The 24,044-nt window shown below is 72.8% G+C and carries 24 protein-coding genes and 1 pseudogene; 21 read left to right on the top strand and 4 right to left on the bottom strand.

What is annotated here, in order from left to right; genetic code table 11:
• Window positions 1-3 precede the first annotated feature (3 nt).
• From GA0070216_RS11600 to GA0070216_RS11570, 7 genes and pseudogenes are all read left to right on the top strand, one after another.
• Complete coding sequence (locus GA0070216_RS11600) at window positions 4-1,593, top strand: ABC transporter ATP-binding protein (RefSeq protein ID WP_245722439.1); 1,590 nt, start codon at window positions 4-6, stop codon at window positions 1,591-1,593.
• Window positions 1,593-2,927 carry an ABC transporter permease gene (locus GA0070216_RS11595; RefSeq protein ID WP_141723051.1) on the top strand — a complete coding sequence of 445 codons (1,335 nt, stop codon included), beginning with the start codon at window positions 1,593-1,595 and terminating at the stop codon, window positions 2,925-2,927. The genes GA0070216_RS11600 and GA0070216_RS11595 overlap by 1 nt, the downstream gene beginning before the upstream one ends.
• Window positions 2,924-3,838: an ABC transporter permease gene (locus tag GA0070216_RS11590; RefSeq protein WP_091243694.1), complete on the top strand. Its 915-nt coding sequence runs from the start codon at window positions 2,924-2,926 to the stop codon at window positions 3,836-3,838. The genes GA0070216_RS11595 and GA0070216_RS11590 overlap by 4 nt, the downstream gene beginning before the upstream one ends.
• Before the next feature lie 278 nt (window positions 3,839-4,116).
• A complete protein-coding gene (locus tag GA0070216_RS11585; RefSeq protein WP_091243691.1) occupies window positions 4,117-5,061 on the top strand; it encodes an alpha/beta fold hydrolase in 945 nt (314 codons plus the stop codon).
• 4 nt (window positions 5,062-5,065) lie between these two features.
• Window positions 5,066-6,313: an ATP-binding protein gene (locus tag GA0070216_RS11580; RefSeq protein ID WP_091243686.1), complete on the top strand. Its 1,248-nt coding sequence runs from the start codon at window positions 5,066-5,068 to the stop codon at window positions 6,311-6,313.
• Window positions 6,310-6,912, top strand: a complete 603-nt coding sequence (locus tag GA0070216_RS11575) for a response regulator transcription factor (RefSeq protein ID WP_091243683.1) — start codon at window positions 6,310-6,312, stop codon at window positions 6,910-6,912. The genes GA0070216_RS11580 and GA0070216_RS11575 overlap by 4 nt, the downstream gene beginning before the upstream one ends.
• 123 nt (window positions 6,913-7,035) lie before the next feature.
• Window positions 7,036-7,533, top strand: a pseudogene (locus GA0070216_RS11570) (type 1 periplasmic-binding domain-containing protein); the annotation flags it as partial.
• 75 nt (window positions 7,534-7,608) lie between these two features.
• Here the strand turns inward: GA0070216_RS11570 and GA0070216_RS11565 are convergent.
• On the bottom strand, window positions 7,609-9,081 hold the full coding sequence (locus tag GA0070216_RS11565) for an arabinofuranosidase catalytic domain-containing protein (protein ID WP_091243680.1): 1,473 nt from the start codon (window positions 9,079-9,081) through the stop codon (window positions 7,609-7,611).
• Between the two features lie 324 nt (window positions 9,082-9,405).
• Here GA0070216_RS11565 and GA0070216_RS11560 point away from each other — a divergent pair, with 324 nt between their 5' ends.
• The 4 genes from GA0070216_RS11560 (at window position 9,406) to GA0070216_RS36070 (ending at window position 12,543) form a co-directional block, all read left to right on the top strand.
• Window positions 9,406-9,690 (top strand): LacI family DNA-binding transcriptional regulator, encoded by a 285-nt coding sequence (locus GA0070216_RS11560; protein ID WP_245722438.1) that lies wholly within the window; start codon window positions 9,406-9,408, stop codon window positions 9,688-9,690.
• Window positions 9,691-9,739: 49 nt separating this feature from the next.
• A complete protein-coding gene (locus tag GA0070216_RS11555) occupies window positions 9,740-10,951 on the top strand; it encodes a helix-turn-helix domain-containing protein (RefSeq protein ID WP_091243678.1) in 1,212 nt (403 codons plus the stop codon).
• Between the two features lie 205 nt (window positions 10,952-11,156).
• Window positions 11,157-11,315 carry a hypothetical protein gene (locus GA0070216_RS34490; protein WP_176738897.1) on the top strand — a complete coding sequence of 53 codons (159 nt, stop codon included), beginning with the start codon at window positions 11,157-11,159 and terminating at the stop codon, window positions 11,313-11,315.
• Complete coding sequence (locus GA0070216_RS36070) at window positions 11,305-12,543, top strand: helix-turn-helix domain-containing protein (RefSeq protein ID WP_281190415.1); 1,239 nt, start codon at window positions 11,305-11,307, stop codon at window positions 12,541-12,543. Before GA0070216_RS34490 ends, GA0070216_RS36070 begins: the two co-directional genes overlap by 11 nt.
• Window positions 12,544-12,876: 333 nt before the next feature.
• On the opposite strand, the gene GA0070216_RS11545 is transcribed toward GA0070216_RS36070, so the two are convergent.
• Window positions 12,877-13,905 (bottom strand): aldo/keto reductase, encoded by a 1,029-nt coding sequence (locus GA0070216_RS11545; RefSeq protein WP_091243675.1) that lies wholly within the window; start codon window positions 13,903-13,905, stop codon window positions 12,877-12,879.
• A gap of 186 nt (window positions 13,906-14,091) precedes the next feature.
• On the opposite strand from GA0070216_RS11545, the gene GA0070216_RS11540 reads away from it, so the two are divergent.
• From GA0070216_RS11540 to GA0070216_RS11530, 3 genes are all read left to right on the top strand, one after another.
• Complete coding sequence (locus GA0070216_RS11540; RefSeq protein WP_091243671.1) at window positions 14,092-14,541, top strand: VOC family protein; 450 nt, start codon at window positions 14,092-14,094, stop codon at window positions 14,539-14,541.
• Window positions 14,529-14,981 (top strand): nuclear transport factor 2 family protein, encoded by a 453-nt coding sequence (locus GA0070216_RS11535; RefSeq protein WP_091243667.1) that lies wholly within the window; start codon window positions 14,529-14,531, stop codon window positions 14,979-14,981. The genes GA0070216_RS11540 and GA0070216_RS11535 overlap by 13 nt, the downstream gene beginning before the upstream one ends.
• A 248-nt stretch (window positions 14,982-15,229) precedes the next feature.
• Window positions 15,230-15,985: an IclR family transcriptional regulator gene (locus GA0070216_RS11530; protein WP_176738920.1), complete on the top strand. Its 756-nt coding sequence runs from the start codon at window positions 15,230-15,232 to the stop codon at window positions 15,983-15,985.
• Between the two features lie 18 nt (window positions 15,986-16,003).
• Here GA0070216_RS11530 and GA0070216_RS11525 read toward each other — a convergent pair whose 3' ends face one another.
• The gene (locus GA0070216_RS11525) at window positions 16,004-16,813 is read right to left on the bottom strand and encodes an IclR family transcriptional regulator (protein WP_176738919.1); all 810 of its coding nucleotides are present in this window, start codon (window positions 16,811-16,813) and stop codon (window positions 16,004-16,006) included.
• Window positions 16,814-16,862: 49 nt separating this feature from the next.
• Window positions 16,863-18,194: a zinc-binding metallopeptidase family protein gene (locus tag GA0070216_RS11520; protein WP_091243656.1), complete on the bottom strand. Its 1,332-nt coding sequence runs from the start codon at window positions 18,192-18,194 to the stop codon at window positions 16,863-16,865.
• Between the two features lie 212 nt (window positions 18,195-18,406).
• Between GA0070216_RS11520 and fdxA the strand changes: the two genes are divergently transcribed.
• From fdxA to GA0070216_RS11485, 7 genes are read left to right on the top strand one after another with little or no spacing between them, the layout of a single operon-like run.
• Window positions 18,407-18,718: a ferredoxin gene (fdxA, locus tag GA0070216_RS11515; RefSeq protein ID WP_091243652.1), complete on the top strand. Its 312-nt coding sequence runs from the start codon at window positions 18,407-18,409 to the stop codon at window positions 18,716-18,718.
• On the top strand, window positions 18,718-19,698 hold the full coding sequence (locus GA0070216_RS11510; RefSeq protein ID WP_091243649.1) for an NAD(P)/FAD-dependent oxidoreductase: 981 nt from the start codon (window positions 18,718-18,720) through the stop codon (window positions 19,696-19,698). Before fdxA ends, GA0070216_RS11510 begins: the two co-directional genes overlap by 1 nt.
• Window positions 19,695-20,615 (top strand): fumarylacetoacetate hydrolase family protein, encoded by a 921-nt coding sequence (locus GA0070216_RS11505; RefSeq protein ID WP_091243646.1) that lies wholly within the window; start codon window positions 19,695-19,697, stop codon window positions 20,613-20,615. Before GA0070216_RS11510 ends, GA0070216_RS11505 begins: the two co-directional genes overlap by 4 nt.
• Window positions 20,612-21,778, top strand: a complete 1,167-nt coding sequence (locus tag GA0070216_RS11500) for a hypothetical protein (protein ID WP_091243643.1) — start codon at window positions 20,612-20,614, stop codon at window positions 21,776-21,778. Before GA0070216_RS11505 ends, GA0070216_RS11500 begins: the two co-directional genes overlap by 4 nt.
• A gap of 7 nt (window positions 21,779-21,785) precedes the next feature.
• The gene (locus tag GA0070216_RS11495; RefSeq protein ID WP_091243639.1) at window positions 21,786-22,685 is read left to right on the top strand and encodes an aldolase/citrate lyase family protein; all 900 of its coding nucleotides are present in this window, start codon (window positions 21,786-21,788) and stop codon (window positions 22,683-22,685) included.
• A 25-nt stretch (window positions 22,686-22,710) separates the two neighbouring features.
• The gene (locus GA0070216_RS11490) at window positions 22,711-23,085 is read left to right on the top strand and encodes a cupin domain-containing protein (RefSeq protein ID WP_091243637.1); all 375 of its coding nucleotides are present in this window, start codon (window positions 22,711-22,713) and stop codon (window positions 23,083-23,085) included.
• Between the two features lie 5 nt (window positions 23,086-23,090).
• Window positions 23,091-23,990, top strand: coding sequence for a ribokinase (locus tag GA0070216_RS11485; RefSeq protein WP_091243635.1), 900 nt, complete (start codon window positions 23,091-23,093; stop codon window positions 23,988-23,990).
• Window positions 23,991-24,044 lie beyond the last annotated feature (54 nt).

The raw sequence follows: 24,044 nt of genomic DNA, 5'->3' as shown, positions 1-24,044 counted from the left end.
ACTGTGGACGTTGACGACAAGCTGACGCCGGCTCTCACCCTGCGCGGGGTCAGCAAGCGTTACGGTCCGGTCGTCGCCTGCGACGCCGTGGATCTCGCCGTACGACCCGGCGAGATCCACGGCCTGCTCGGCGAGAACGGGGCCGGAAAGTCGACCCTGATGAAGATCCTGCTCGGCCTGGTGCACCGCGACGCCGGCACCATCACGCGCGGCACCGAACCGGTCGAGATCGACAGTCCGCAGGTCGCCGTCGAACTCGGCCTGGGCATGGTGCACCAGCACTTCAGCCTGATCGAACCGCTCACCGTCTGGGAGAACGTCATCCTCGGCGACACCGGGCGGATCGACCGGGCGGCGGCCTGCGCCCAGGTCGAGGAGGTGTCCCGCCGCTACGGGCTGCCCATCGACCCGCACGTGCGGGTCGACCGGCTCTCGGCCGGGGAACGGCAGCGCGTCGAACTGATCAAGTGCCTGCGCCGCGACCCGTCCGTGCTGATCCTGGACGAGCCGACCTCGGTGCTCACCCAGGCCGAGTCGGCGGAACTGTTCACCGTGCTGCGCCGGGTGGTGCAGGCGGAGCGGCGGGCGGTCATCCTGATCAGCCACAAGCTCGCGGAGATCATGGCGGCCACCGACCGGGTGACCGTGCTGCGGCGCGGCGCGGTGGCGTTCCACGGCGCGACGAAGGACACCACCGCCCAGGAACTCGCCCGGCAGATGGTCGGCCGGGAGGTGTCGTTGCAGGCCGAGAGCGCGGCGCTGGGCCTGCTGCCCGTCGAGCGTCCCGCGCCGGTCGCGGGTGCCGACGGTACGGAGGTCGCCCCGTCGGCCGCGGGCCCGACGCAGGAGAAGCCGGCGGTGTTGCGGCTGCGCGAGGTGACCCTGCTCGTCGGCGGCCTGCCGATGCTGGACCGGCTCAGCCTCGACGTGGCCCCCGGCGAGATCGTCGGCCTGTACGGGGTCGAGGGCAACGGCCAGGCCACCGTCGGTGAGCTGCTGTCCGGGCTGCTCGTCCCCGACTCCGGCACCGTCGAGATCGACGGCCGGCCGGTCGACCTCGTCCGCCCCGGCGCGCTGCACCACGCCGGCCTCGGCATCGTGCCCGAGGACCGGCACCACTCCGGGGTGGTGCTGGACATGAGCGTCGCCGAGAACCTGGTGATGAAGTCCCTCGCCGGGGTCACCACCCGCGGGGTGCTCAGCCGGCGGCGGATGCACCGGATCGCCCAGCGGCAGATGACCGAGTTCAACATCGTGGCGCCCTCGCCCGACACCCCGCTGCGCAGCCTCTCCGGCGGCAACCAGCAGCGGGTGGTGCTGGCCCGGGAGTTGTCCGCCGGCCCGAAGGCGCTGGTCGCCGCCCAACCCACCCACGGGCTGGACGTCGGCGCGATCGAAGACATGTACGTGCGGCTGCGGCAGGCCGCCGCGGAAGGGGTGGCGGTGTTGCTGATCTCCACGGAGTTGGAGGAGGTGATGGCCCTGGCCAACCGGATCGCGGTGATCTCCTCCGGCCGGATCGTCGGGGTGCTCCCCACCGCCGAGGCCACCGCCGAGCGGCTCGGCATGCTGGTCGGCGGGGTGAGTCACTGATGGCCACCCTCGGCATCGACGGCACCGGCCAGCGGCTGCTGCGCCGGCTCAACCCCGGACCCGGCGGCTGGCAGGTCGGTCTCGCCACGGTCGCCACGGTGGGGGTCGCGCTCGGCCTGTCCGCCCTGCTGATCGCGGTCACCGGCGGTTCGCCGACCGCCTCCGCCAAGGCCCTCTACCAGGGCAGCATGGCCTCCCCGGCGGCCTGGTCCACCTCCCTGCTCTATGTCGCGCCGCTGCTGCTGGTCGCGGTCGGGGCCTGCGTCAGCGCCCGCTCCGGCTTCTTCAACATCGGCCAGGAGGGGCAGGTGCTGATCGGCGCGCTCGCCGGCGCGTGGGTCGGCCTGCGGCTGGCCGTGCCCGGGCCGCTGCTGCTCGTCCTGGTGCTGCTCGCCTCGGTGGTCGGTGCCGGGATCTGGGCCGGGCTCAGCGCCCTGATGTACCGGTTCCGGGGCGTCAACATCGTGGTGAGCACGATGCTGATGACCTTCCTGGCCCAGCAGCTCGTCTCGTTCGCGGTGAACACCCCGTGGCTGCTCCAGGAGTCCCGGCTGGGCCGGGGCACGCTCTCTCCGCAGTCCAACCCGGTGCCGGAGAACGCCCGGCTCACCTCCCTCGGCGACTACCCGAACCTCCAGCTCAACGGCGGTCTGGTGCTGGCCGTCGTGGTGGCGGTGGCGCTGGCGCTGGTGATGGCCCGTACCCGCTGGGGTTTCCGGTTGAAGATGGTCGGCCTCAACCCGGCGACGGCCCGGCACGCGGGCGTGCGGGTCGGCGCCCTCGGCGGCATCGCGCTGGCGATCTCCGGGGCGCTGGCCGGCCTGGCCGGTGCGCTGCTGCTGACCAGTCCGGTCAGCACCAACCGGTTGCAGCCGGGGATGTCGCTCAACATCGGGTGGGACGGCCTGCTGGTCGCCCTGGTCGCCCGGAACAACCCGCTGCTGGCCATCCCGGTGGCGGTACTGTTCGGCGTGCTGCGGGCCGGCGGCAGCTTCCTGGCCGCCACCGGTGTGCCGTCGTTCCTGGTCGACGTGGTCAAGGCGCTGCTGGTGCTGGCCTTCGTCGCGCCCCCGGTGGTGATCGGCATGCTGCGCCGACGTCGCCTGGCCGACGAGCCGGCGACTCCCACCTCCACCCCGACCGCACCGGCCGCTCCGATGGGCGCTCCGGCCCCGACGGCGCCGACCGCCGGGTCGGCCGAGGCTGCCGGGTCGGCCCCGGCCGGATCGGCGGCCCCGGTGCCCGGCCCCCGGACCACCGCGCCGCCACCGGCGGACCCCGGCGACGCCGGGACCGCCGGCAACAAGGACGCCATGGAAGGCAGGTTGGCATGAGCGCCGCCGACAACATCGCCACCATCCTCTCCAGCGGGGCCCGGCTCACCGTGCCCCTGGCCTTCGCCGCCTGCGGTGAGTACGTCGCACAGCGCGCCGGCACCCTGAACATCTCCGTCGAGGCGATGATGCTCGGCGCGGCGTTCGGGTCGATCGCGGTCGCCAGCGCCACCGGCAGCGCCACCATCGGCCTGGTGGCCGGCGCCCTGGTCGGGGTGGCGGTGGCGTTCGTGCACGGCATCCTGTCGCACCGGGTGCAGATCAACACCTTCGTGGTCGGCCTGGTGCTCAACGCCCTGGTGCTCGGCCTGACCAGCTACCTGATCACGGTGAGCACCTTCACCGGCCACCAGGTCTGGCAGGTGAACGTCCCCGGGCTGCGGGACATCCCGATCATCGGTCCGATGCTGTTCGTCCAACGCTGGCCGGTCTATCTGCTGCTGGCGGTGATCCCGCTGACCTGGTGGCTGGTCGAGCGCAGCCGGTGGGGGCTGGAGCTGCGGGCGGTGGGGGAGAACCCGCAGGCCGCCGACGTGAGCGGGATCGAGGTCAACCGGCGACGACGGCAGGCGCTGCTCTGGTGCGGGCTGCTCGCCGGGCTGGGCGGGGCCTACCTGGCGGTCGGCGAGGTGGGGTCGTTCAACCAGAACATGACCGCCGGCCGGGGTTACCTGGTCATCGCGGCGGTCATCTTCGGGGCCTGGCGGTTGGGCCGTACCCTGATCGGCTGCGTCGTCTTCGGTCTGGCCGACGCGATGCGGCTGGCGCTGCCGGCGCTCGGGGTCACCATGAACTCGCAGCTGCTGATCGCCGCGCCCTACCTGCTCGCCCTGCTGGCGATGCTGGTGTTCGCCACCACCCACCGCGAACCCCGGGCGCTGGCCCAACCGTTCCAACGCGGCACCACCTGACGGGGGATTCCTCGACTCCGGTCCGCCCACACGGCGCAGCGGCCACCCTCCTCCGGTGGCGGTCGCTGCGCCGTGTGGGTCCTGGGTCGGCACCCGCCCGCCGTGGTGGTCGTATCTCGTTGATCACGAGGACCCGGGGGTCCCACGGGGCATACCATGACTTTTTGTCACGATCGGTCGTGACAGCAGGACACTTCCGCAGCGCCTCGCGCGCTTGATTGGCTGGTCAGGCATCACGGGAGTGATCCGGATGCGCCGCCGATCCGAAATGAGAACCCATGCGAAAGCCCGTGCGAGTCGTGCTCACCACCCTCGGTGTCCTGGTCGCCGTGCCGGTGCTCCTGCTCGCGACCACCGCCGTGGTGAACGTGGTGGCGACGAAGTCGGAAGCCTCCTCGATCACCCGTTACGGGCAGCTCGTGCCCGTGGACGGCAAGCAGATGAACGTGGTGGTCGCGGGCAGCGGTGCCGAGACGGTCGTGCTCCTGCCCGGCCTCGGCACCGCCGCCCCCGGGCTCGACTTCCAGCCGCTGATCACGGAACTCCAGAGCACGTACCGGGTCGTCGCGGTCGAACCGTTCGGCACCGGCCTGAGCGACCCCGCCGACACCGACCGCACCGCCGCGAACATCACCCGGGAGGTGCACGAGGCGCTCCAGCACCTCGGCATCGACCGTTACGTGCTGATGGGCCACTCGATCGCCGGGATCTACGCGCTGACCTACAGCGCCAGCTACGCCGATGAACTCGTCGCCTTCGTCGGCATCGACAGCAGCGTCCCCGACCAGCCCGGCGGGGACGAGCCGATCCCGACCGGGGTGATCGTCGGCCTGAGCAAGCTCGGCATCACCCGGGCGCTGGCGGCAATCGCCGACGACCCGTACGCGGGCCTGCCCTACGACGAGCAGACCAGGAAGCAGCTGCGGTTGCTCAGCGCGAAGAACACGGCCGCCCCGACCATGGTCGACGAGATGGACCACGCCTCGGCGAACTTCGCCGCGGTCAGCGGGAAGACCTTCCCGAAGGGCCTGCCCGTCCTGTTGTTCGTGCGGTCGGACGACCCCGACGTGGCGGGCTGGGTCGCGCTCCACGAGCAGCAGGCGGCGAGCGTCGACACCGGTCAGGTCGTCCTCCTGACGGGCGACCACTACCTGCACCACACCCTGTCGCCGGAGATCGCCCAGCAGACCAGGGCTTTCCTGGCGGCGCGGTCGCTACGCTGAGCCGGTGACGGACACCTGGCCGGGTGCACCGCGGGTGACCGCCGACCTCAGGGCGATGCGGCTGTTCACGGTGTTCTCCCTGGGGCTGGGGATGCTCGTCGGCGGCGTCGTGCAGCTGGTGCTCGGCGCGGGCACGGCCACCGGCGTGCGGGCGGTCACCCTCCTGGTCGCCACGATCGCCGCCGTCCTGGTGGGGCTGGCCGCGATCCCGCTGCTGCTCCGGGCCCCCGACGAGGCGACGCCCGGTCATCCACTCGTCCTCGTGCTGCTGGCGCTGTCCGGCGCGGTGTGGGTGCTGGCCGTGCTGCCGCCGTTCGCGGGCTGGGGGTGGGCGTTCACGCTCGCGATGGCGGGCGGAGTGCTCAGTTGCCTCGTGCGGGGCTGGTGGCGGGCGGCGGTGATCCTCGGCTCCTGGGCCGCGATCGGGCTCGGCGGCCTCCTCGGCGTGCTGGCCCGGCCGCAGGCCGCCGCCGTGGCGTGGCGTGGCGAAGCGGGTGCCGAGGCCGTCGTGATCAGCACCCTCGCGCTGTTCACGCTGCTGCCCCTGAGCGCGGTCTGGGTGCAACAGGTGGTGTGGCGGCTGGAACACGCCCGCCGGCTCGCGTCCGACCTGGCGGTGGCGAAGGAACGGCTCCGGTTCGCCACCGACCTGCACGACATCCAGGGCCACAACCTCCAGGTGATCGCGTTGAAGAGTGAACTGGCGGAGCGGCTGCTGCCCGGTCAGCCCGAGCGGGCCGGCCGGGAGATCGCCGAGATCCGCCGGATCGCGCAGGTGGCCCTCGACGACACCCGGGCCGTGGTGAACGACTACCGCACCGTCACCGTGGCGGCGGAGGCGCGCAACGCGGCGGCGGTGCTGCGCTCCGCCGGCATCCGGTGTGCGGCCCACATCGGGACACCGGACCTGCCGGTGGCCCTCGGCGCGGTGTTCGCCGTCGCGATCAGAGAGGCGGTGACGAACGTGCTCCGGCACAGCAGGGCGACCGAAGCCACCATCGCACTCGTCCGCGTCGCGGCGGAGTACCGACTGACCGTCACGAACAACGCCGCAGGCGTGCCGCGTCCGGACGGAACGGGCCTGGCCGGTCTCGCCCAACGCGTCGCGACCCACCGCGGGACGGTCGAGACCATCCGCGAGGACGACACCTTCACGTTGACCGTCCGCATTCCGGCGCCCGCCGCCGACGCGCCGGGGCCCGCTCCGCAGGAGCCGACCCGGCCGACGAGACGACGGGGGACCCGCCGGTGATCCGGATCGTGATCGCCGACGACGAGGAACTCATCCGGGGCGCGCTCGTGGCGTTGCTCTCCCTGGAACCCGACATCGAGGTCGTCGCGGATGTCGCCGACGGCGAGGCCGCGGTCGCGGCTGCCGTCGCGCACCGACCCGACCTGACCCTGCTCGATCTCGAAATGCCCGGACTCGACGGGGTCGACGCCGCCCGACGACTGCTGCGTCTCGTCGCGACGCAGGTCGTCATCGTCACCCGACATGCCCGACCGGGCACGTTGAAGCGGGCGTTGAGCGCCCGGGTGCACGGCTTCGTGCCGAAGTCCACCCCGGCGTCGGAGCTGGCCAGGATCATCCGGTCGGTCGCCGACGGCGAGCGCTACATCGACGCGCGCCTCGCCGCGTCGGCACTCACCGAGCAGGAGAGCCCGCTCACGCCCCGGGAGATCGACGTGCTGAGGCTGACCCGGGACGGCCTGCCCACCAAGAACATCGCGCGGCAGCTCGGCCTGGCCCACGGCACCGTCCGCAACCACCTCTCGTCCGCGATGGCGAAACTGGACGTCGATTCGCGCACCGCCGCCGCCACGATCGCCTGGGAACACGGCTGGATCTGAGTGCGCCGTTTTCGGTCTTCGCAGTTTCGCCGATGTTGCGGTATCAACGCGCCGTCGATGCCGCAACATCGGCGACATTGAGTCGATCCCGGGATTCGAGTCTGGTCGCCGCCGCTTCTCCCCGTGGGGGGCCGGGTGAGGGGGCGTCATGTTAGATCCACACTCCCGCGGATCGTCACCGGGCGCCGGGTGGACGGTGTGGTCCTGATGGAGATCCGCTTGGAGGACGGCCGGGTGACCCGCCTGACCAAGACCGGTCTGCCGTTCGTCACGATCGGGCGGATCGCCGAGCCGCACGACATGAGCTGGATCGACATCGACTATTCCGGGCTGATCGCCCGCTGCGTGCACCACCTGGCCGATCTGGGGCACCGGCACGTGGCCCTGGTCAACCGCTCCGCCGAGTTGGTCGCCGCGGGTTACGGGCCCAGCCATCGAGCGCTCGCCGGTTTCCGGGCGGCGGCGGTGGACCGGGGGCTGACCGGCGTGGAGGTCTGCTGCGGCGACGACACGGCCTCCGGCGAGGCGTGCGTGGAACAGCTGCTCGTGACACATCCCGACGTCACGGCCATCGCCACCATCAACGAGGCCGCCCTGCCCGGAATGCAGCGCGCGCTGACCGGTGCCGGCACCGCCGGCGCTGCCGGCACCGCGAGTCTCGCGGTGCCGGCAGCGCCGGTCGGGTGGTGGTACGGATCAGCTGCGGGTGGACCAGCGCTGGTTCTGTTGCCCGATGCAGGCCCAGAGGAGGAGCTTGGTGCCGTTGGCGGTCCCGGCGCCGCTGGCGTCGAGGCAGAGCCCGGACTGGACGCCGGTGATGGTGCCGTTGGAGTTGATGTTCCATTGCTGGTTGGTGCCGCTGTGGCAGTCCCAGATGATGGCCTGGGTGCCGTTGGTGGTGCCCTGGCCGCTGGCGTCGAGGCACTTGTTGCCCAGCACCTGCAGTTGTTTGCCGGCGGTGTGGGTCCAGCGTTGGGCGGTATTGCCGGTGCAGTCCCAGAGTTGGACCTGGGTGCCGTTGGTGGTGGTGCCGTTCGGCACGTCGACGCAGCGGTTGGACTGGCCACCGACGAGTTGGACGCCCTGTGGCGGGTTGCCAACGGCCGGCGCGTACGCGGCGGCGGCGATGTTGGCCTGTACCGCGTCCTCGGTCGTCGCGGTCGGGTAGCCGGAGGTCATCACGCCCTCGTAGAAGGTGCCGCGGGCGGTGTTGCTGTTGTCGCCGCCGATGCCGAGCAGGATGGCGCCTTCCTTCTTCATCGGGTGGTAGCCGTTGGGGCGGCGTCCGTCGAAGTAGGTCGTCAGGCCGCCGGACTGCGCGCTGCCGCCGCGGATCGCCCAGTGGTTCGGTTCGCCCTTGACGATGGCCGTCACGAAGCGGTGGTTGATGGGCGGCATGGGGTTGTATCGCGGGTTCACTCCGGAGAAGAGTCCCCACTCCATGTCCATCATGATCCAGGGGCCGTTGCCGTCCCCGTAGCCCCACACCTTGTTGTTGCCGAAGTAGATGGTCTCCATGATGCCGATGTCGTCGGCCATGGCGTTCGTCTGCGCGTTGCCGTAGTCGAAGCAGCACCCGTTGTTGTAGTGCGTGCCGTCGAGGACGGCGTACATGCCCTCGGGCTGGTCGCCGGTCGCGATGCCGTTGGTGTTGTTGTTGCGGTAGCCGGTGCCCGGAGGGATGTAGACGCCGTACGCCTTCTGGCCGCCGATCGTGATCGGCGCCGCCTTCGCGTCGGCAAGGTTGTCCGACCCGCCAGGCCCGGGGCCCGGCACGCCGCCACCCAAGGCCTGGGTGAGACGGTTGTTGCGGCCGGTCTGGTCGTAGATGATCGTGATGACGCAGTTGGTGTTGGTGCAGAACGTGTCCTGCGCGGCGGCGTCGGCGTAGCCGCCCGCGCTGAGCACGCCGACGTCGCGGGTGGTGTTGTCCGACGAGCGGCGAACCTGGTAAAGCGGGCCGTTGTACGCGCCGTACAGCGCCCGGGTGGTGCTGTGCGCGGCCACGCACGGGGTGCCACCCGAGGCGTAGATGTCGCACGGCCCCGTGCCGGCGGCGCGGGCGACACCCGGCGCGTCCGAGACCACGTAGATGCTGGCGCCGACAGCGAGAACCAGCAGGGTTCCCGTCGCGGCGAGCAGACGACTCAGTCGTCCCTTCACATTCATCGGATCCTCTCGGCGGTGAGGTGGAGCGTGGTGGTGGCGGGTTGAGCCTGTGTTGCCGGACCGATCCAGTTCGACACGGTTGGTGCCGTGGGCGGCGGTGGTTCGAGCCTCGCTACCGGCCCAGACTGACGTCACACGTCATACCTATTACATTAATGCCCGTCCATGCGTCGCGCTACCGGGCGCGGGCCGTCGCATCCGACCCGGTCGACGCCCCGCTGGCCGGGGAACATGCCGACTCGGGGCTTGGGTTCCGGACGGATATGCCGACAGGGAAGAGGGTGCGTGCCCGTTTCGGGGCAAGAATCGATTCGAGGGCGCGGCATGAACATCGGGGAGATCGCCCGCCGGGCGGGGGTGTCCCGCAGCACCGTCTTCTGCGTCCTGAGCAGGAAGCGGACCGTCTCGGAGGGGACCCGGCAGCGGATCCAGGCGGTCATCGACGAGCTGGACTACCGACCGAACGCCAGCGCCCGCGCGCTCAAGGAGGGACGCAGCCGCACCCTCGGGCTGGCGATCCCCCCCGGGATAGCCGTCGAGCAGGTGCTGATGCGGGGCAGTGAGACGAGGGGTTATGCGGTCGCGGGATGGTCGGTAGCGTTGGTGTGACGGCGGCCGGTCGGTCGGCGATGCATCCCGCACTGACGAGGAGGTCGGGGTGGATTTCTTGCCGGAGTTGACGTTCGGGCAGCGGCTGAAGGTCTACCGGGAGCGTTCCGGCAAGACCCGCGCGGTGCTCGGTGGGCTGGTCGGCCGGAGCGCCGAGTGGGTCAAGGCGGTGGAGACCGATCGCATCCTGCCGCCGCGCATCCACATGTTGGACCGGATCGCGCGCGCCCTCAAGGTCGACGTCGCCGTCCTCGCAGGCGAGCTGGGTAACCGGTCGGCGGTGGTCAACGGCCCCGAGCATCCGGCGCTGGCATCGGTGCGGGACGCGGTGAACCGCTTCACGGTCTTCCCGGACGTTCCGGCCGAGTCCTTGTCCAGCCTGCGTGAGCGGCTTGCGGCGGCGTGGCGGGCGCGTCATCAGGCGTCGGATCACCGGACGGTGCTGGGTGCGTTGTTGCCCGCGCTGCTGCGGGATGTGCGGCACGCCGCCCTGGTTTACGAGGGTGCGCAGCGGCGACAGGCGCAGGCGCTGTTGGCCGAGACGCTCGGGGTGGTGCAGATGTTCCTCGCCTACCAGCCCGCCGCGGAGTTGATCTGGCGGGTTGCGGATCGGGCGATGGTGGCGGCGCAGGAGTCGGGCGACCCCGAGGCGATCGCCCGAGCGGGGTGGTTCCTGGGACAGGTGCACCGGGACACCGGCGATTGGGACACCGCGATGGCGGTGACACTGGACGTGCTGTCGGCTCTGGAATCCCGGGCGGCCGAGGGAGACGCTGGTCTGCTGGCCCTGTGGGGAGCGCTGAACTTCGAGGCCGCGTACACCGCTGCTCGGGCGGGGGAGGAGGGCCGGGCGTGGCGGTACTGGGATCGCGCGGACCGGGTCGCGCAACGCCTGCCGCAGGGCTTCTACCAGCCGCAGACGTCGTTCTCCCGGGTTGTCATGGGCGCTCATGCGGTGACCGTGGCCGTGGAGTTGCAGAAGTTCGGCGAGGCGGTCCGACAGGCGCGTCGCCACGAGGCGGCGACGATTCCGTCGAGGCCGCGCCGGGCGCGGCACCTGATCGAGGTCGCAAGGGCGCACCACGGGAAGGGCGACAAGGAGGCGGCCGTGGCGACGCTCCGGCAGGCGTACGAGTCGGCTCCGGAGACGATCCGCTTCAACGGGTACGCCCGACAGATCACCCTGGACCTGCTCGACGGTCCACGGTCCACCCGTGACGAGGCCCGCGACCTCGCGGTGAAGGTCGGCCTCGTCCCGTGAACCGGGGGTAGAGACCCTACCCGTTCCCCATGGTCACCATACGTAGCGTCTTCCGCACGGGATGCGGCGGGCGGTGCGACTTCGCCTGGTCGCCGCGTCCCCCTCAGCACGGGGCGAACGATGCCCCCGTGATCCGGCGCGGTGGTGACGTTCTCCCGAGCACATCGCCGCGCCCCTTCCGAAGGGGACGACGCGGATGGGTGGCGTGGACAGTGATCGGGGCGTAAGCCGGGGCGAGCAGATCCAGGCGGCGGAGCGGGCCGCGGCAAGACAGCGGCTGCTCGCGCAGGCCGAGGCGGAGCGGATACCGGTGGAGGAGACGACCCGGGCGGTGCCGGATCGGCGGTGGCGTCGTGGACGGTAGTGAGGTGCTGCCGGTCGGTCGGCGGGTGGCGTACTGGCGGGGGCGGCGCAGGTTGTCGCAGCAGGTGTTCGCCGACCGGTTGGGCAAGTCGAAGAGTTGGGTGGACAAGGTCGAGCGGGGTGTCCGGACCCTGGACAAGGTGTCGACGCTTCAGGACATCGCCGGTGTGTTGCGGATCGACACGAGCGTGCTGCTCGGTCGTGAGGTTCCGCCGGCCGAGGTGGGCGGTCAGGTCGTGGGGGTCGAGCGGGTCCGGGAGGCGTTGTCGAGGTACGACGTCGTGGTGGGTCGGCGGGCTGCGCGGGGTCAGGCGGTGCCGGCGGATCGGCTGGCGCGGGATGTCACCCTCGCCTGGACCGCCTTTCAGCATGCCCGGTATCCGCAGGTGACCGGGATGCTCCCGGAGTTGTTGGCCAGCGCGCAGCGCTCTCATGCCGGTGATCCGGACTCCATGAACCCCTCGACGGCGAACTTCGCCGCGCCGGTCGGGCGGTCGGTGCTGGTGCAGGCGTACCGGCTCACCGCGTCGTTGCTGGTCAAGCTGGGTGAGACGGAGCTGGCGTGGTTGGCTGCCGACCGGGCCATGACCACCGCGACCGGTGACGTGGTGCTGGTGGCCGCCGCGACCGTGCCCCTGGCGCAGGTGTTACGCGCGTCGGGGCGGGCGCGCACGGCCAGGTCGACGGCGCTGGCAGCCGCGTACCGGATCGCCCCGCCCGACCTCGACGGCGCGCCCGCCCCCGGGCTGTCGCTGTGCGGGACCCTGGTCGTGCAGGCCGCGCTGGCCGCCGCCCGCGACGGCGACGACCGCGCCACGGTCGACCTGCTCGACGAGGCCGCCGGGATGGCCGCCCTCGTCGGCGACGGCCACGACCACCACCGGACCGCGTTCGGGCCGGTCGCGGTGGACCTGGCCCGGGTCGCCACCGCCCTCGACCTCGGTCATGCCGGTGAGGCGGTGGCCTGGCACGAGAAGACCACCGCCCGTGACGCCTGGCGGTGGCTACCCGCCGAGCACCGCGCCGCCCACCTGCTCGACGCCGCCCGCGCCTACCTGCACACCGGCGACCCGGGCAACGCCGGCCGCGCCCTGCTCGCCGCCGAGCGCACCGCCCCCGGCGAGGTACGCCACCGGCCCACCGCCCGCGCGGTGATCGCCCGACTCGTCCACGACCCGCACGCCCCCGCCGCGATCATCCAGCTAGCCGCCGCCCTCGAGGTGGCCTGAGCATGACCGCCCCGTTCCTGTCCCTGGCCCAAATCCGCAACCGCCTGACTCTCCAGGCCCGCCACGCCCTCCGCAACCCGCACCCGGCCCCCGCTACCCGCGACCCACGCCCGGCCTCCGCTACCCGCGACGACCCACGCCCCGCCTTCGACGACCGCTGCCCGCTCTGCGGCGCCGTCGCCGGCCAAGCAAGATCGTGCTATTTCCTGGTTGTAGTGGCCTCCGGGCGTAGCGAAGCCACTACAACCATGTTCGAGCGTGACCTTGTGGCACGGTTCCCGGCGTGCGTCGGGGTGGTCCCGGCGTGCGTCGGGGTGACCGCCGCTGACGACGTCAGGGACGGCGGCGCAGGCTCGGGTCGGTCAGCGCCGGCACCTGGTAGCCGGCGTCGGCCGGGTTGACGTCGTGGCCCGGCCGGACCAGGGCGTCGATCCGGTCCAGCACGTCGGCCGGCAGCCCGGCCGGCTCCCCGGCGGGCAGTTGGCTGCGCAGTTGGGCCAGGGTGCGCGGGCCGATGATGGCGCTGGTGACCGCCGGGTGGCTCAGCACGAAGCCGAGCGCCAGCTCGATCAGCGTCAGGCCGCTCTCGTCGGCGAGCGTGGCCAGCTCGTCGACCAGGGCGAGCTTGCGGTCCCGGGCGGCGGCGTCGCGGAAGTCGAAGTGGTCGCCGTTGCGCCCGGCGCGGGAGTCCGCCGGTACGGCCGCCGACCGGTACTTGCCGGTCAGCCAGCCGCCGTTGAGCGGGCTGAACACCAGCACGCCGAGCCGGTGCCGGGCGCTGGTGGGCAGGGCGGCGGCCTCGACGCCCCGGGTCAGGATCGAGTAGCCGAGCTGTTCGGTGGTGAAGCGTTCCCGCTGCCGGCGCTCGGCCACCCACTGCGCCTCGACGATCTGCTCGGCCGGGAACGCCGAGGTGCCGATCATCCGGACCTTGCCCTCCCGGACCAGGTCGGACAGCGCGCCGAGGGTCTCGTCGACGTCGGTGAGCGGATCGGGCCGGTGCACCTGGTAGAGGTCGATCCAGTCGGTGCCGAGCCGGCGCAGGCTGCCCTCCACCGCCTGCCGAATCCAGCGGCGGGAGTTGCCGCGCCGGTTGCGGTCGTCCCCCATCGGCTCGTGGAACTTGGTGGCCAGCACCACGTCGTCACGTCTGCCCCGCAGCGCCCGGCCGAGGATCTCCTCGGACTCGCCGTGGGCGTACACGTCGGCGGTGTCGACCAGGTTGATCCCGGCGTCGAGCGCCTCGGCGACGATCCGATGGCACTCCTGCTCGTCGGGGTTGCCCCAGGCGCCGAACATCATGGTGCCGAGGCAGAGGGTGCTCACCTCGACCCCGGTTCCGCCCAGTCTGCGGTACTGCATGATCCGATCGACCTCCCGTACGCGGTGTGCCCCCACGCTGGCACGCCGGCCGGTCGGTGACACCGTCCCGGCGCGTCGAACCCGGCGCGCCGGCTTTGTGTCCCCGGCACATCGACCCCGCCGCCGAACAGTGAATAGGCTGGTGGAGGCGATAATGATGGACATTTCGGTACGGTGGAGGTAACAGTGGCGACCGGTCTGACCCAAGCCCGATGGACGCACGTGGCGTTGCCCACCGGCGACCTCGACAAGGCGATCTCCTTCTACACCGCGCTCACCCCGCTGGTGGTCGTGGAGCGGTTCGCCGACGCCGACGGGGAGAGCGTCTGGCTCTCCAACGACAAGCAGGCCGACACCCCGTTCGTGCTGGTGCTCGTCTCGTTCAACAAGGACAAGGGCGGCCAGCTCGGTCTGCTGCACCCGTTCGCGCACATCGGCATCGAGGTGCCGCAGCGTGCGGACGTCGACGAGATCGCCGCGCGGGCCCGGGAACTGGGCTGCCTGCACTGGGAGCCCCGCCAGATGCCGCCGCCGGTCGGCTACATCTGCGCGCTGAAGGACCCCGACGGCAACGTCATCGAGATCTCCCACGACCAGCAGGTCTTCGACACCGTGCGGCGTCGGTGGGGGAGCTGACCGCAGCGTCCACCCGCGCCGCCGTACTGCGGTACCTGGCGGCGTTGAACGCCCACGACGCCGATGCCGTCGCCGGCTGCGTCAGCGCCGACTTCGTCAACGAGCACACCGCCGCCCTCGGCCGGACGGTGGTCGGCCGGGTCCGTTACCGGGCCCGACTCGACGGCTTCCTGGCCGAGTTCGTCGACCTGCGCTACGAGGTGGAGGAGCTGCTCGTCGACGGTGACCGGGCGGCGGTGGCCTACCGGATGTCGTTCCGGCTGGCGTCGGCCGGCCGGGCACCGGTGCGCATCCGCGGCGTGTTCCGGTTCCGGGTCGACCCGGACGGGCTGATCGCCCACCGGGTCGACTACTGGGACAGCGGCGAGGTGCACCGTCAGCTCGCCGGTGCCCCCGAACCGCCGCCCGCCCCCGGTTCGGGGGCGGGCGGCCCGGCGTAACCCCGCGTCCCCGGGCGGCGATCTTGGTGGCAGATGGCCCCTCCGGGGGCCGCGATCCTCCAAGATCTGTCGGGACACCGCGCGTCGCCGTGCGGGACCGGCCGCGTGCCGGGCCTGTCCGTTGTCGGGCGGGACGCCGGTTGCGGGGGAGAAGTCGGCGGCGTGGTGTGGTGTCCGTGTCGCCGGATGCGGTCGGTGCTCGGTAAAGTTCGCCTTTCGGTGGACGGCGGCGAGTGCGGGGTGACGCGGTGACGGGCGGAGTCGACGAGCCGGCCGGTGACGCGCCGGCGATCCAGACCGTGCAGCGGGCCGCCACGATCCTCCAGGCGTTCTCGGTCGAGCGGCCCCGGCTCACCCTGGCCGAGTTGACCGCCGACCTGGCCATCAGCCGGGCCACCGCGCACCGGTACGCCCGCGCGTTGCGGGCCGCCAACCTGCTGCGCTTCGACGTGGCCACCGCCACCTACACGCTGGGTCCGCAGGTGTTGGCGATGGAGGCCGCCGCCCGTGCGGCGCTGCCCATCGTCACCGCCGCCGAGCCGTACCTGGACCGGCTCACCCGGTTGACCAACCAGACCTCGATGCTCAGCGTCTGGAACGGTGAAGTGCCGACGGTGGTCCGCTGCATGGACAACACCAGCGGTGACGTGCGGTTGAGTGTGCGCACCGGCTCGCCGTTGGATCTGCTCCGCTCGGCGCAGGGCCGGGTGTTCTGCGCCTACCTGTCGGCCGCCGAGGCGCCCGCGGTGGCCCGCCAGTTGCGGCTGTCGGCGGGGTTGCGGGTGGTGGTCGAGCAGGTCCGCCGGGACGGTTTCGCCGCCAACTCCCCGGAGGATTTCGGGGTACGCGTGCTGGCCGCGCCGGTGTTCGAGCGTACCCAGGTGGTGGCGGCCTTGGCCGTGCTGGGCACCAGCACGACGCTGTCCGGCGCGGTGGAGGCCGCCGCGGCGGACAGCGTCGTGCTGGTGGCCCGGGAGTTGTCCGAGGCGCTCGGCGCAGGCTGAACCGGGGCCTCCCGCCCGTCAGCGGTGGCCGTTGCTGCCGGCCGGGGGGTGGTGGCCGTTGCCGCCGCTGCCCAGCTCGGCGGTGACCACGGCGGCGGCGCGTTGCAGGGCGATGGCGAGCGGGCTGTCGGTGCCCTCGGGGACCGAGGTGGTGGTGCCGACGATGGCCATGGCGGCGATCAGGGTGCTGCCCCGGAAGATCGGCGCGGCGATGCTGCGGACCCCGTTGGCCGAGGGCGTGTTGGCCGAGATGCCGGTACGCCGGATCTTGTCGACCTCCCGGCGCAGCTCGGCGGAGGCCGCGATCTCGCCGGCCAGCCCCGGGACGTCGGCCTCGGGGAGGAAGGCGCAGAACACCCGGCCCTGGGCGGACTCGGTGCGCGACAGCCGCGAGCCGGTACGCACGGAGACCCGGATGACCCGGTCGGTGTTGTCGTCGGCGCGGACCACCACGGCGGTGTCGCCGTCCCAGACGCTGAGCACGACGGTCTCGTCGATCTCACGGACCAGTTGCTGCATGCGCGGGCCGGCGATGCTGATCACCGGCATCGCCGCGCGGGCGGCGGCGGAGAGGGTCAGGATCTGCGGACCGAGGGAGTAAAGTCCCTCCCGCTCGTCGTAGCGCAGCAGGTTGCTCTCCCGCAGCGCCTTGGTGTAGCGGTGCGCGGTGGCCTTGCTGGTGCCGAGGCTGGCGGTGAGTTCGTTGAGGCTCAGGCGCGGACGTGCCGCCGTGAACGCGTTGAGGATGACCGCCGCGCGCTGCACGGTCTGGATCGCCGGTGAGCTGGGATCAGCGCTCTTGACCGGCGAAGGGGCATCGTCCGCCATCTGGATTCCTTTGTGCGCAGAGTGAGACAGTATCATGGCATATGACACGTCAGCCTGTCGATGCCTGCTGGTGCCGCAGTGCGATGTCGGCGTACAACCGGGCGAAGCGCATCAGTTCCGGCACCGCGTACCTTTCCCGTCGGGGATCGGTCGGATCGGGCGGTAGCGCCGGCGGGCCCAGTCGGACCGTCGGCACCCCCCGTCGACGCAGCACCACCCCGTCGGTCGAGCCGGTCCAGCCGCGCACCGGTGGGGCCGGCCGACCGTATGCGGCGAGCCAGGCTCTGCCCGCGTGCCGGCAGATCGGTGCGTCCGCCGGGGTGGCGGCGGACGGATGGGCCGGGTGGCCGGCCACCGCCAGCCCGCAGCCGGCCAGGGGAGTGCCCCGCAGTCGCTGGACCAGGGTCGCCCGCAGCGCGTCGGTGATCTGCCCCGGATCGTCTCCGGGCACCGTGGTCAGGTACAGGTGGACGTCGACCACCCCGGGCAGCAGGTCGGGTTTGCCCGGTTGGCCGGCCCGGACCGCCCCGATGCCCAGTTCCGCGCCGACCAGGGCGTCCGGGTCGGCCCGACGGGCCAGGTGCGCGCGCCGGAACTCCTCCAGCGCCTCGACGAGCACGCCGAGGTGGGTGAGCAACCCGCCCGGGGGTGTGGCGGTGTCCCGGAACAGGGCCGGATGGAACCCGCTGGACAGTCGTACCCGCAGGAACATCGCCCCGGGCTCGGCGGTGAGGATGCCCGGGCTGGTCTTGGCCACGACCGCGGCGGCCGGCAGTGGCCGGTCGCGCAGGTGGTGGAGCACCCCGCCGGTGGTGGGGGCGGGCGCCACCCCGTCGTCCGGTCCGGCGGTGGGATCGTCGCGGTGGGTGCCGGTGGCGGCGAGCAGCAGGGTCAGCCGGTGCGGCCGGCCGGCGGCCCGGCAGGCCTCGGCCGCGGCGGCGTAGCCGACCAGGGCGGCGGCGGCTGCCGCCCGCGCCACCCCGAGGCCGAAGCCGCTGACCACCTCGCGGGCCGGGCCGGACAGCTCCAGCGCGGGGGCGGGGGTGCGTCGACCGGTGATCGGGGCGTCGAAGTCGGTGGCGCCGGTCAGTGAGGTGTCCAGGTGTGAGTAGATCAGCAACTCGGGGCGCTCGCCGAGGTCGGAGCCGCCGACCAGGTTGGCGCTGTCCGGCGTGGCCGCGGTGCGGGGGACCGGGTCGACCCGCCAGGACAGCTCGGGCCAGCGGGTGGCGGCCCAGTCGGCGACCCGGTGCGCGGTGGCCCGTTCCCGGCCGTACGGGCTCGGCTGCGCGCTGAGCGCCGCCAGGGCGTCGAGCAGGGTGGCCTCGTCGACCGCCCGTTCGGCGGCGTGACGCAGGGTCGCCGGCACCTCGTCGTCCATCCGGTTCCTCTCACCAGCGTGACTTCATTCAAGATGACGTCTCGTATGTTGACATACTCTGGGCCAGGTCTCTAGCGTGGCCTGACACCCAACGACATCGCCCCCGCATCCGGCGACGTCACGGAACGGGCCCGGCACGCCGGATCGGCTGCGCGCCCCGACCTGCCGCGTCGGCTCGGATGTGGCGGGCCGACCGAACCGCAGGAGGACCGATGACCTACGTGGTCACCGACGAATGTGTGGACGTACAGGATCGGTCCTGCGTCGAGGAATGCCCGGTGGACTGCATCTACGAGGGCGACCGGATGATGTACATCAACCCCGACGAGTGCGTCGACTGCGGGCGTTGCGAGCCGGTCTGCCCGGTCACCTCGATCTTCCACCTCGACGACCTGCCCGCCGACCGGGCCCGCTTCGGGCCGATCAACGCCGAGTTCTTCACCGAGATCGGCACCCCGGGCGGCGCCCGCAAGATCGGCCGGGTCGGCCACGACCACCCGGCCGTCGTGGAAAGCGCCAGCTGATGGCCCCGCGGCACGAGGTCGATCTCGCCATCATCGGCGCCGGGCCGGCCGGCCTCTACGCCACCTACTACGCCGGCTTCCGGGGGATGAGCGTGGCGGTGATCGACTCGCTGCCCGAACCCGGCGGGCAGATCGCCGCCCTCTACCCCGAGAAGGCGATCTACGACATCGCCGGGCTGCCCGCCGTCCGGGGCCAGGAACTCGTCGACGCCCTGCTCACCCAGGCCGCCACCGCCAAGCCGACGTTCCTGCTCGGGGAGAGCGCCGTCGAGCTGACCTGCGCCGAGGACCACGTGCTGATCGGCACCGACGTCGGCACCCAGGTCCGGGCGGCGGCGGTGCTGCTGACCGCCGGCATCGGCACCTTCACCCCCCGGGAGCTGCCGGTCGGCAGCGACCACCTCGGCCGGGGACTGCGCTACTTCGTACCCCGGCTGGAGGAGCTCACCGGGCAGGAGGTCGTGGTGGTCGGCGGCGGCGACTCCGCCGTCGACTGGGCGCTGGCCCTGGAGCCGTACGCCCGCAGCGTCACCCTGGTGCACCGACGGCCGCAGTTCCGCGCCCACGAGCGCAGCGTCACCCAACTGCACGACTCGACCGTGCGGGTGCTCACCCCGTACGAGGTGTGCGGGATCGACGGGGAACAGACCGTCGAGGCGGTGCACCTCGCCGAGGTGCGCGGCGAGGGCCGGGAGACCCTGCCCGCCCAGGCGGTGGTGGCCGCGCTCGGTTTCATCGCCGACCTCAGCGCGATGGAGCGGTGGGGGCTGGAGATGCGTCGCCGCTACGTCGCCGTGGACCGGACGATGCGCACCAACCTGCCCCGGGTCTTCGCCGCCGGCGACATCACCGACTACGACGGCAAGGTACGCCTCATCTCGGTCGGCTTCGGTGAGGCCGCCGCCGCCGTCAACAACCTGGCCCCGCTGGTCAACCCGGCGCTGGGCACCGTTCCCGGCCACTCCTCGGACGCGGCATGACCGCCCCGGGGCGCACCGCCCCGCACCTGGTCGTCACCCGGTACGGGCTGGGCCGGATCACCGGCGACGACGTCGAGCTGCTCGACCTGCCGTACCCGGACGTGGCGGCCCTGCTGCGCGCCGGCCTCGGGCTCACCCCGGCCGCCGAGGCCCGGGTCCGTCGCCGGCTGCCGCTGGAGACCCTCGTCGGCGATCTGCGCCCACCGCTGGCCGGCACCCGGGCGGTGTGGGGGGTCGGGCTGAACTACCACTGCAAGGCCCGGACCACCGGGCGGGCGCTACCCACCCAACCGGTGCTCTATCTCAAGTCGCCCAGCGCCGGTTCCGGCCCGGGGGACACCGTGCCGCTGCCCGGCTCGGTCAGCGAGCAGCCCGACTACGAGGGTGAGGTGGCTCTGGTCGTCGGCGCGCGGATGCACCACACGCCGGCCGAGCAGGTCTGGGCGCAGCTCGCCGCGATCACCGCCGCCAACGACCTGACCGCCCGGGACGTGATGGCCGCCACCGGCAACCCCACCCTGGCCAAGAGCTTTCCCGGCTTCGGGGCCCTGGGCGCGTCCGTGCTCGGCCTGGGCGCGGTCGCCGACCGCGCGGCCATCGGGGTCCGCACCACCGTCAACGGCGAGCTGCGCCAGCAGGCCAGCACCGCCGACCTGATCTTTCCGGTGCCCGAGCTGCTGGCCTGGATCACCCGGTACGTGGTGCTGGAGCCCGGTGACGTGGTGCTCACCGGCACCCCGACCGGCACCGGCCAGGACCGGGGCTGCTTCCTGAGCCCCGGCGACCTGGTGGAGGTCACCGTCGCCGGGGTGCTGCCCCTGCGTACCCGGTTCCGTGCCGAAAGCCCGGACCACCCCGCGCCGGCCGCCGTCAGCGCGTCGACCCACTCGCTTCGCACAGAGAGCCCGATGTCATGAGTGAGAATTCCGACCGATACGACCTGGTGCTGGCCGGTGGCCAGGTGTTCGACGGCGAGACCGGGGCCAGTCGGGTCGCCGACGTCGCGGTCACCGGCGACCGGGTGGCCCGGATCGCGCCCGGCCTCGCCGCCGACGCCGCCCAGGTGGTCGACTGCACCGGGCAGTACGTGCTGCCCGGCCTGGTCGAGGCGCACACCCACATCTTCGCCGAGGTCTCCAAGGTCGGCGCCCCGCCGGACGAGGCGCACCTGCACCGGGGTGTCGTCGCCGCCTGCGACGCCGGCACGGTCGGCGCGTCCACCTTCGCCGCCTTCGAGCGGTACGTCGCCGAGCCGGCCCGGATGCGGCTGGTGAACTTCCTCAACGTCTCGGTCCTCGGCCTGATCGACTTCCGGTTCGGCGAGCTGATGAACCCGGGCACGCTGGTCCCCGAGGACGCGCTGGCGGTGGCCGAGGCGAACCCGCACCGGGTCCGCGGCTTCAAGATCCGGCTCTCCGAGGACGTCGTCGGCCTGGACTGGCGTCCGCTGCTCAAGCGGTCCCTGGCGCTCGCCGCCGAGGCCGGCCTGCCGCTCATGATCCACATCGGCGAGACGCCGGAGCCGCTGCCGGTGATCCTGCCCCTGCTGCGCCCCGGCGACGTCGTGGCGCACTGCTACACCGGCAAGCCGTACGGCATCCTCCACGACGGCACCGTGCTGCCCGAGGTGTACGCCGCCCGTGAGCGCGGGGTGCTGTTCGAATCCGCCCACGGCAAGAGCAACCTCAGCTTCGCCGTCGCCCGGCCGGCGATCGCGCAGGGCTTCCTGCCCGACGTGGTCACCTCGGACACCAGCGCCCGCAACTGGCGCGGCCCGGTCTTCGACCTGGTCACCAGCATGGCCAAGCTACGGGCGATGGGGATGACCCTGGAGCAGTTGGTGCCCCGGGTGACGTCCGCACCGGCCCGGCTGACCGGCCTGGACGCCGAGGGTTACGGCAGCCTGGTCGAGGGCGGCCCGGCCCACGTCACCGTGCTGGCCGAGGCGGAGGAGGCGGTGCTGCCCGACGCCGCCGGCAACAAGATCACCGCGCCCCGGCTGGAGCCGAGCGTGGTGCTGCTCGCCGGTGAGCAGGTGCCGACCGTGCCGTGGCGCGGCCTGCCCGCCACCGGGGCGTGACGCGCTGATGTCCGCCGCCGAGCCGCAGCCGGGGAGCGCGGCGTCGACGTCCACCGGGTCGACGCCGGGTAGTGCGGCGTCGATGCCCGCCGGGTCGACGCAGGCGTCGACGTCCGCCGAGCCGACACCGCCCGCCGGCGTGCACGGGTCCCGCGCCCGGCTGCGGGCCGTGCTGCGCGGCGGCGGGCAGCTCGTCGGCACCTTCGTCAAGCTGCCCGGTGCCGACGTGATCGCCCTGGCCGCCCGCGCCGGCGTCGACTTCGTCGTGGTCGACCTGGAGCACTCCGGGCTGGACGAGCGCACCGCCACCGACCAGCTCCGGCTCGCCGCCCTGGCCGGCCTGCCGGCGCTGGTCCGGGTGCCGGCCGTCGACCCCGGCCAGGTCAACCGGCTGCTGGAGGCCGGGGCCGTCGGGGTGCAGCTGTCGACCGTGCGTCGCCGGGCCGACGTCGAGGCGCTGCGCGCGGCCAGCCGGTACGCCCCACACGGGCGGCGCAGCATCAGCCTGGCGCACCCGTCGGCCGGGTACGGCGGCGACGGGCTGGACCGGTACCTGGCGGCGGAGGCCGCGCACCCGCCCGTACTGGTGGCGCAGATCGAGACGGCGACCACCGACGACCCGTTGCCCGCCCTGCTGACCGGGGTGGACGTCGGCTTCGTCGGCACCACCGACCTGGCGGTGAGCCTGGGCCTGTCGAGCACCGACGACCCGGGGCCGTTGCTGCGGCGCACCGGGGACATCGCCGACGCGGCCCGCGCGACCGGGGCCGCTCTCGGCGGGTGGGTCGCCGAGCGCTCCGCCGGGGCGCTGGGCCGCTACGGCCTGACCGACGCGCGGTACCTCGTCGTCGGTTCGGACCTGCAACTGCTCGGTGCCGGCCTGCGACGGCTCGCCGCACCTGCCTGACCCGCCTGAGAAGGGACGCGTTCACATGCTCAATGCGCAGCTGTACGGCATCTCGGTCAACTGGGACGACATCCCGGCCACCGAGGTCCGCCCGGGGGTACGCCGCAAGGTGTACGCCACCGACGAGGTCCTCTTCGCCTGGCACGAGCTGGCCGTCGGGATGGACCTCAACCCGCACCACCACGACGACTTCGACCAGCTGGTGCTGATCCTCGGCGGCCGGTGCAACTACTACGTCGACGGCGTGCCGCACCCGATGGGGCCGGGCTCGCTGCTGCTGGTGCCGCGCGGCGCGGCGCACTACATCGAACCGACCGAGGGCCCGTGCATCAACGTGGACGTCTTCGCCCCGCCCCGGGCGGACTTCCTGCCGCACGCCTGGCGTCCGGGACAGGGCTGACCGTGATGACCGACATCGTCGTGGTGGGCAGCCTCAACGTGGACGTGGTGGTGCCGCTGCACGAGCTGCCCGCCCCCGGTCAGACCGTGCTCGGCGCGGCCGACCACCGGCGCACCGGCGGCGGCAAGGGCGCCAACCAGGCGGTCGCCGCCGCCCGGCTGGGTCGCCGGGTGGCGATGGTCGGCGCGGTCGGCATCGACGCCGACGGGGACTGGCTGCTCGGGCTGATCGCCGCCGAGGGGGTGGCCACCGAATCGGTGCTGCGTGCCCCCCGGCCGACCGGGCAGGCGATCGTGTTGGTCACCGCCGACGGCGACAGCACCATCGCGGTGAGCTCGGGGGCGAACATGTGGCTCGCGCCCGAGCACCTCGCGCCGCTGCGGGACCTGCTCGGGTCGGCGCGGGCGGTGCTGCTGCAACAGGAGGTCGACGCCGCGGTGGTGGCCGAGGCGGTACGCCTGGCGGAGGGCCTGGTGGTGCTCAACCCGGCCCCGGCCCGCCCGGTCGACCCGGCGACCCTGGCCCGGGTCGACGTGCTGGTGCCCAACCGGGGTGAGCTGGCCGCCCTGGCCGGTGCGCCACCGACGGACGCCGGGGTCGACGGGTTGGCCGCGATGGCCCGCTCGCTGGGCACCCGGGGGCCGGTGGTGGTGACCCTCGGCGGCGACGGCGCGCTGGTGGTGACCACCGACCGGCAGTGGCTGGTGCCGGCGGAGCAGGTCGACGCGGTGGACGCCACCGGTGCCGGGGACACCTTCTGCGCCGCCCTGGCCGACGCGCTGCTCGACGGCGCGGCGATCGACGAGGCGGCCCGGTGGGCGAGCCGGGCGGCGGCGGTCACGGTCACCCGCCCGGGGGCGATGGCCGCCGCGCCGCGCCGCGCCGAGGTGCCCACCGCCGCCTGACCTGCCCGCCTGCGGTCCTGATTCTGCCGCCCGTCGTGCCGTTTGCGGCGAGGG

Origin of the sequence: Micromonospora matsumotoense (assembly GCF_900091525.1) — a bacterium.
GTDB classification, from domain to species: domain Bacteria; phylum Actinomycetota; class Actinomycetes; order Mycobacteriales; family Micromonosporaceae; genus Micromonospora; species Micromonospora matsumotoensis.
Note: the sequence above shows the minus strand (reverse complement) of the source record. Positions and strands in the feature narration are given on the sequence as shown.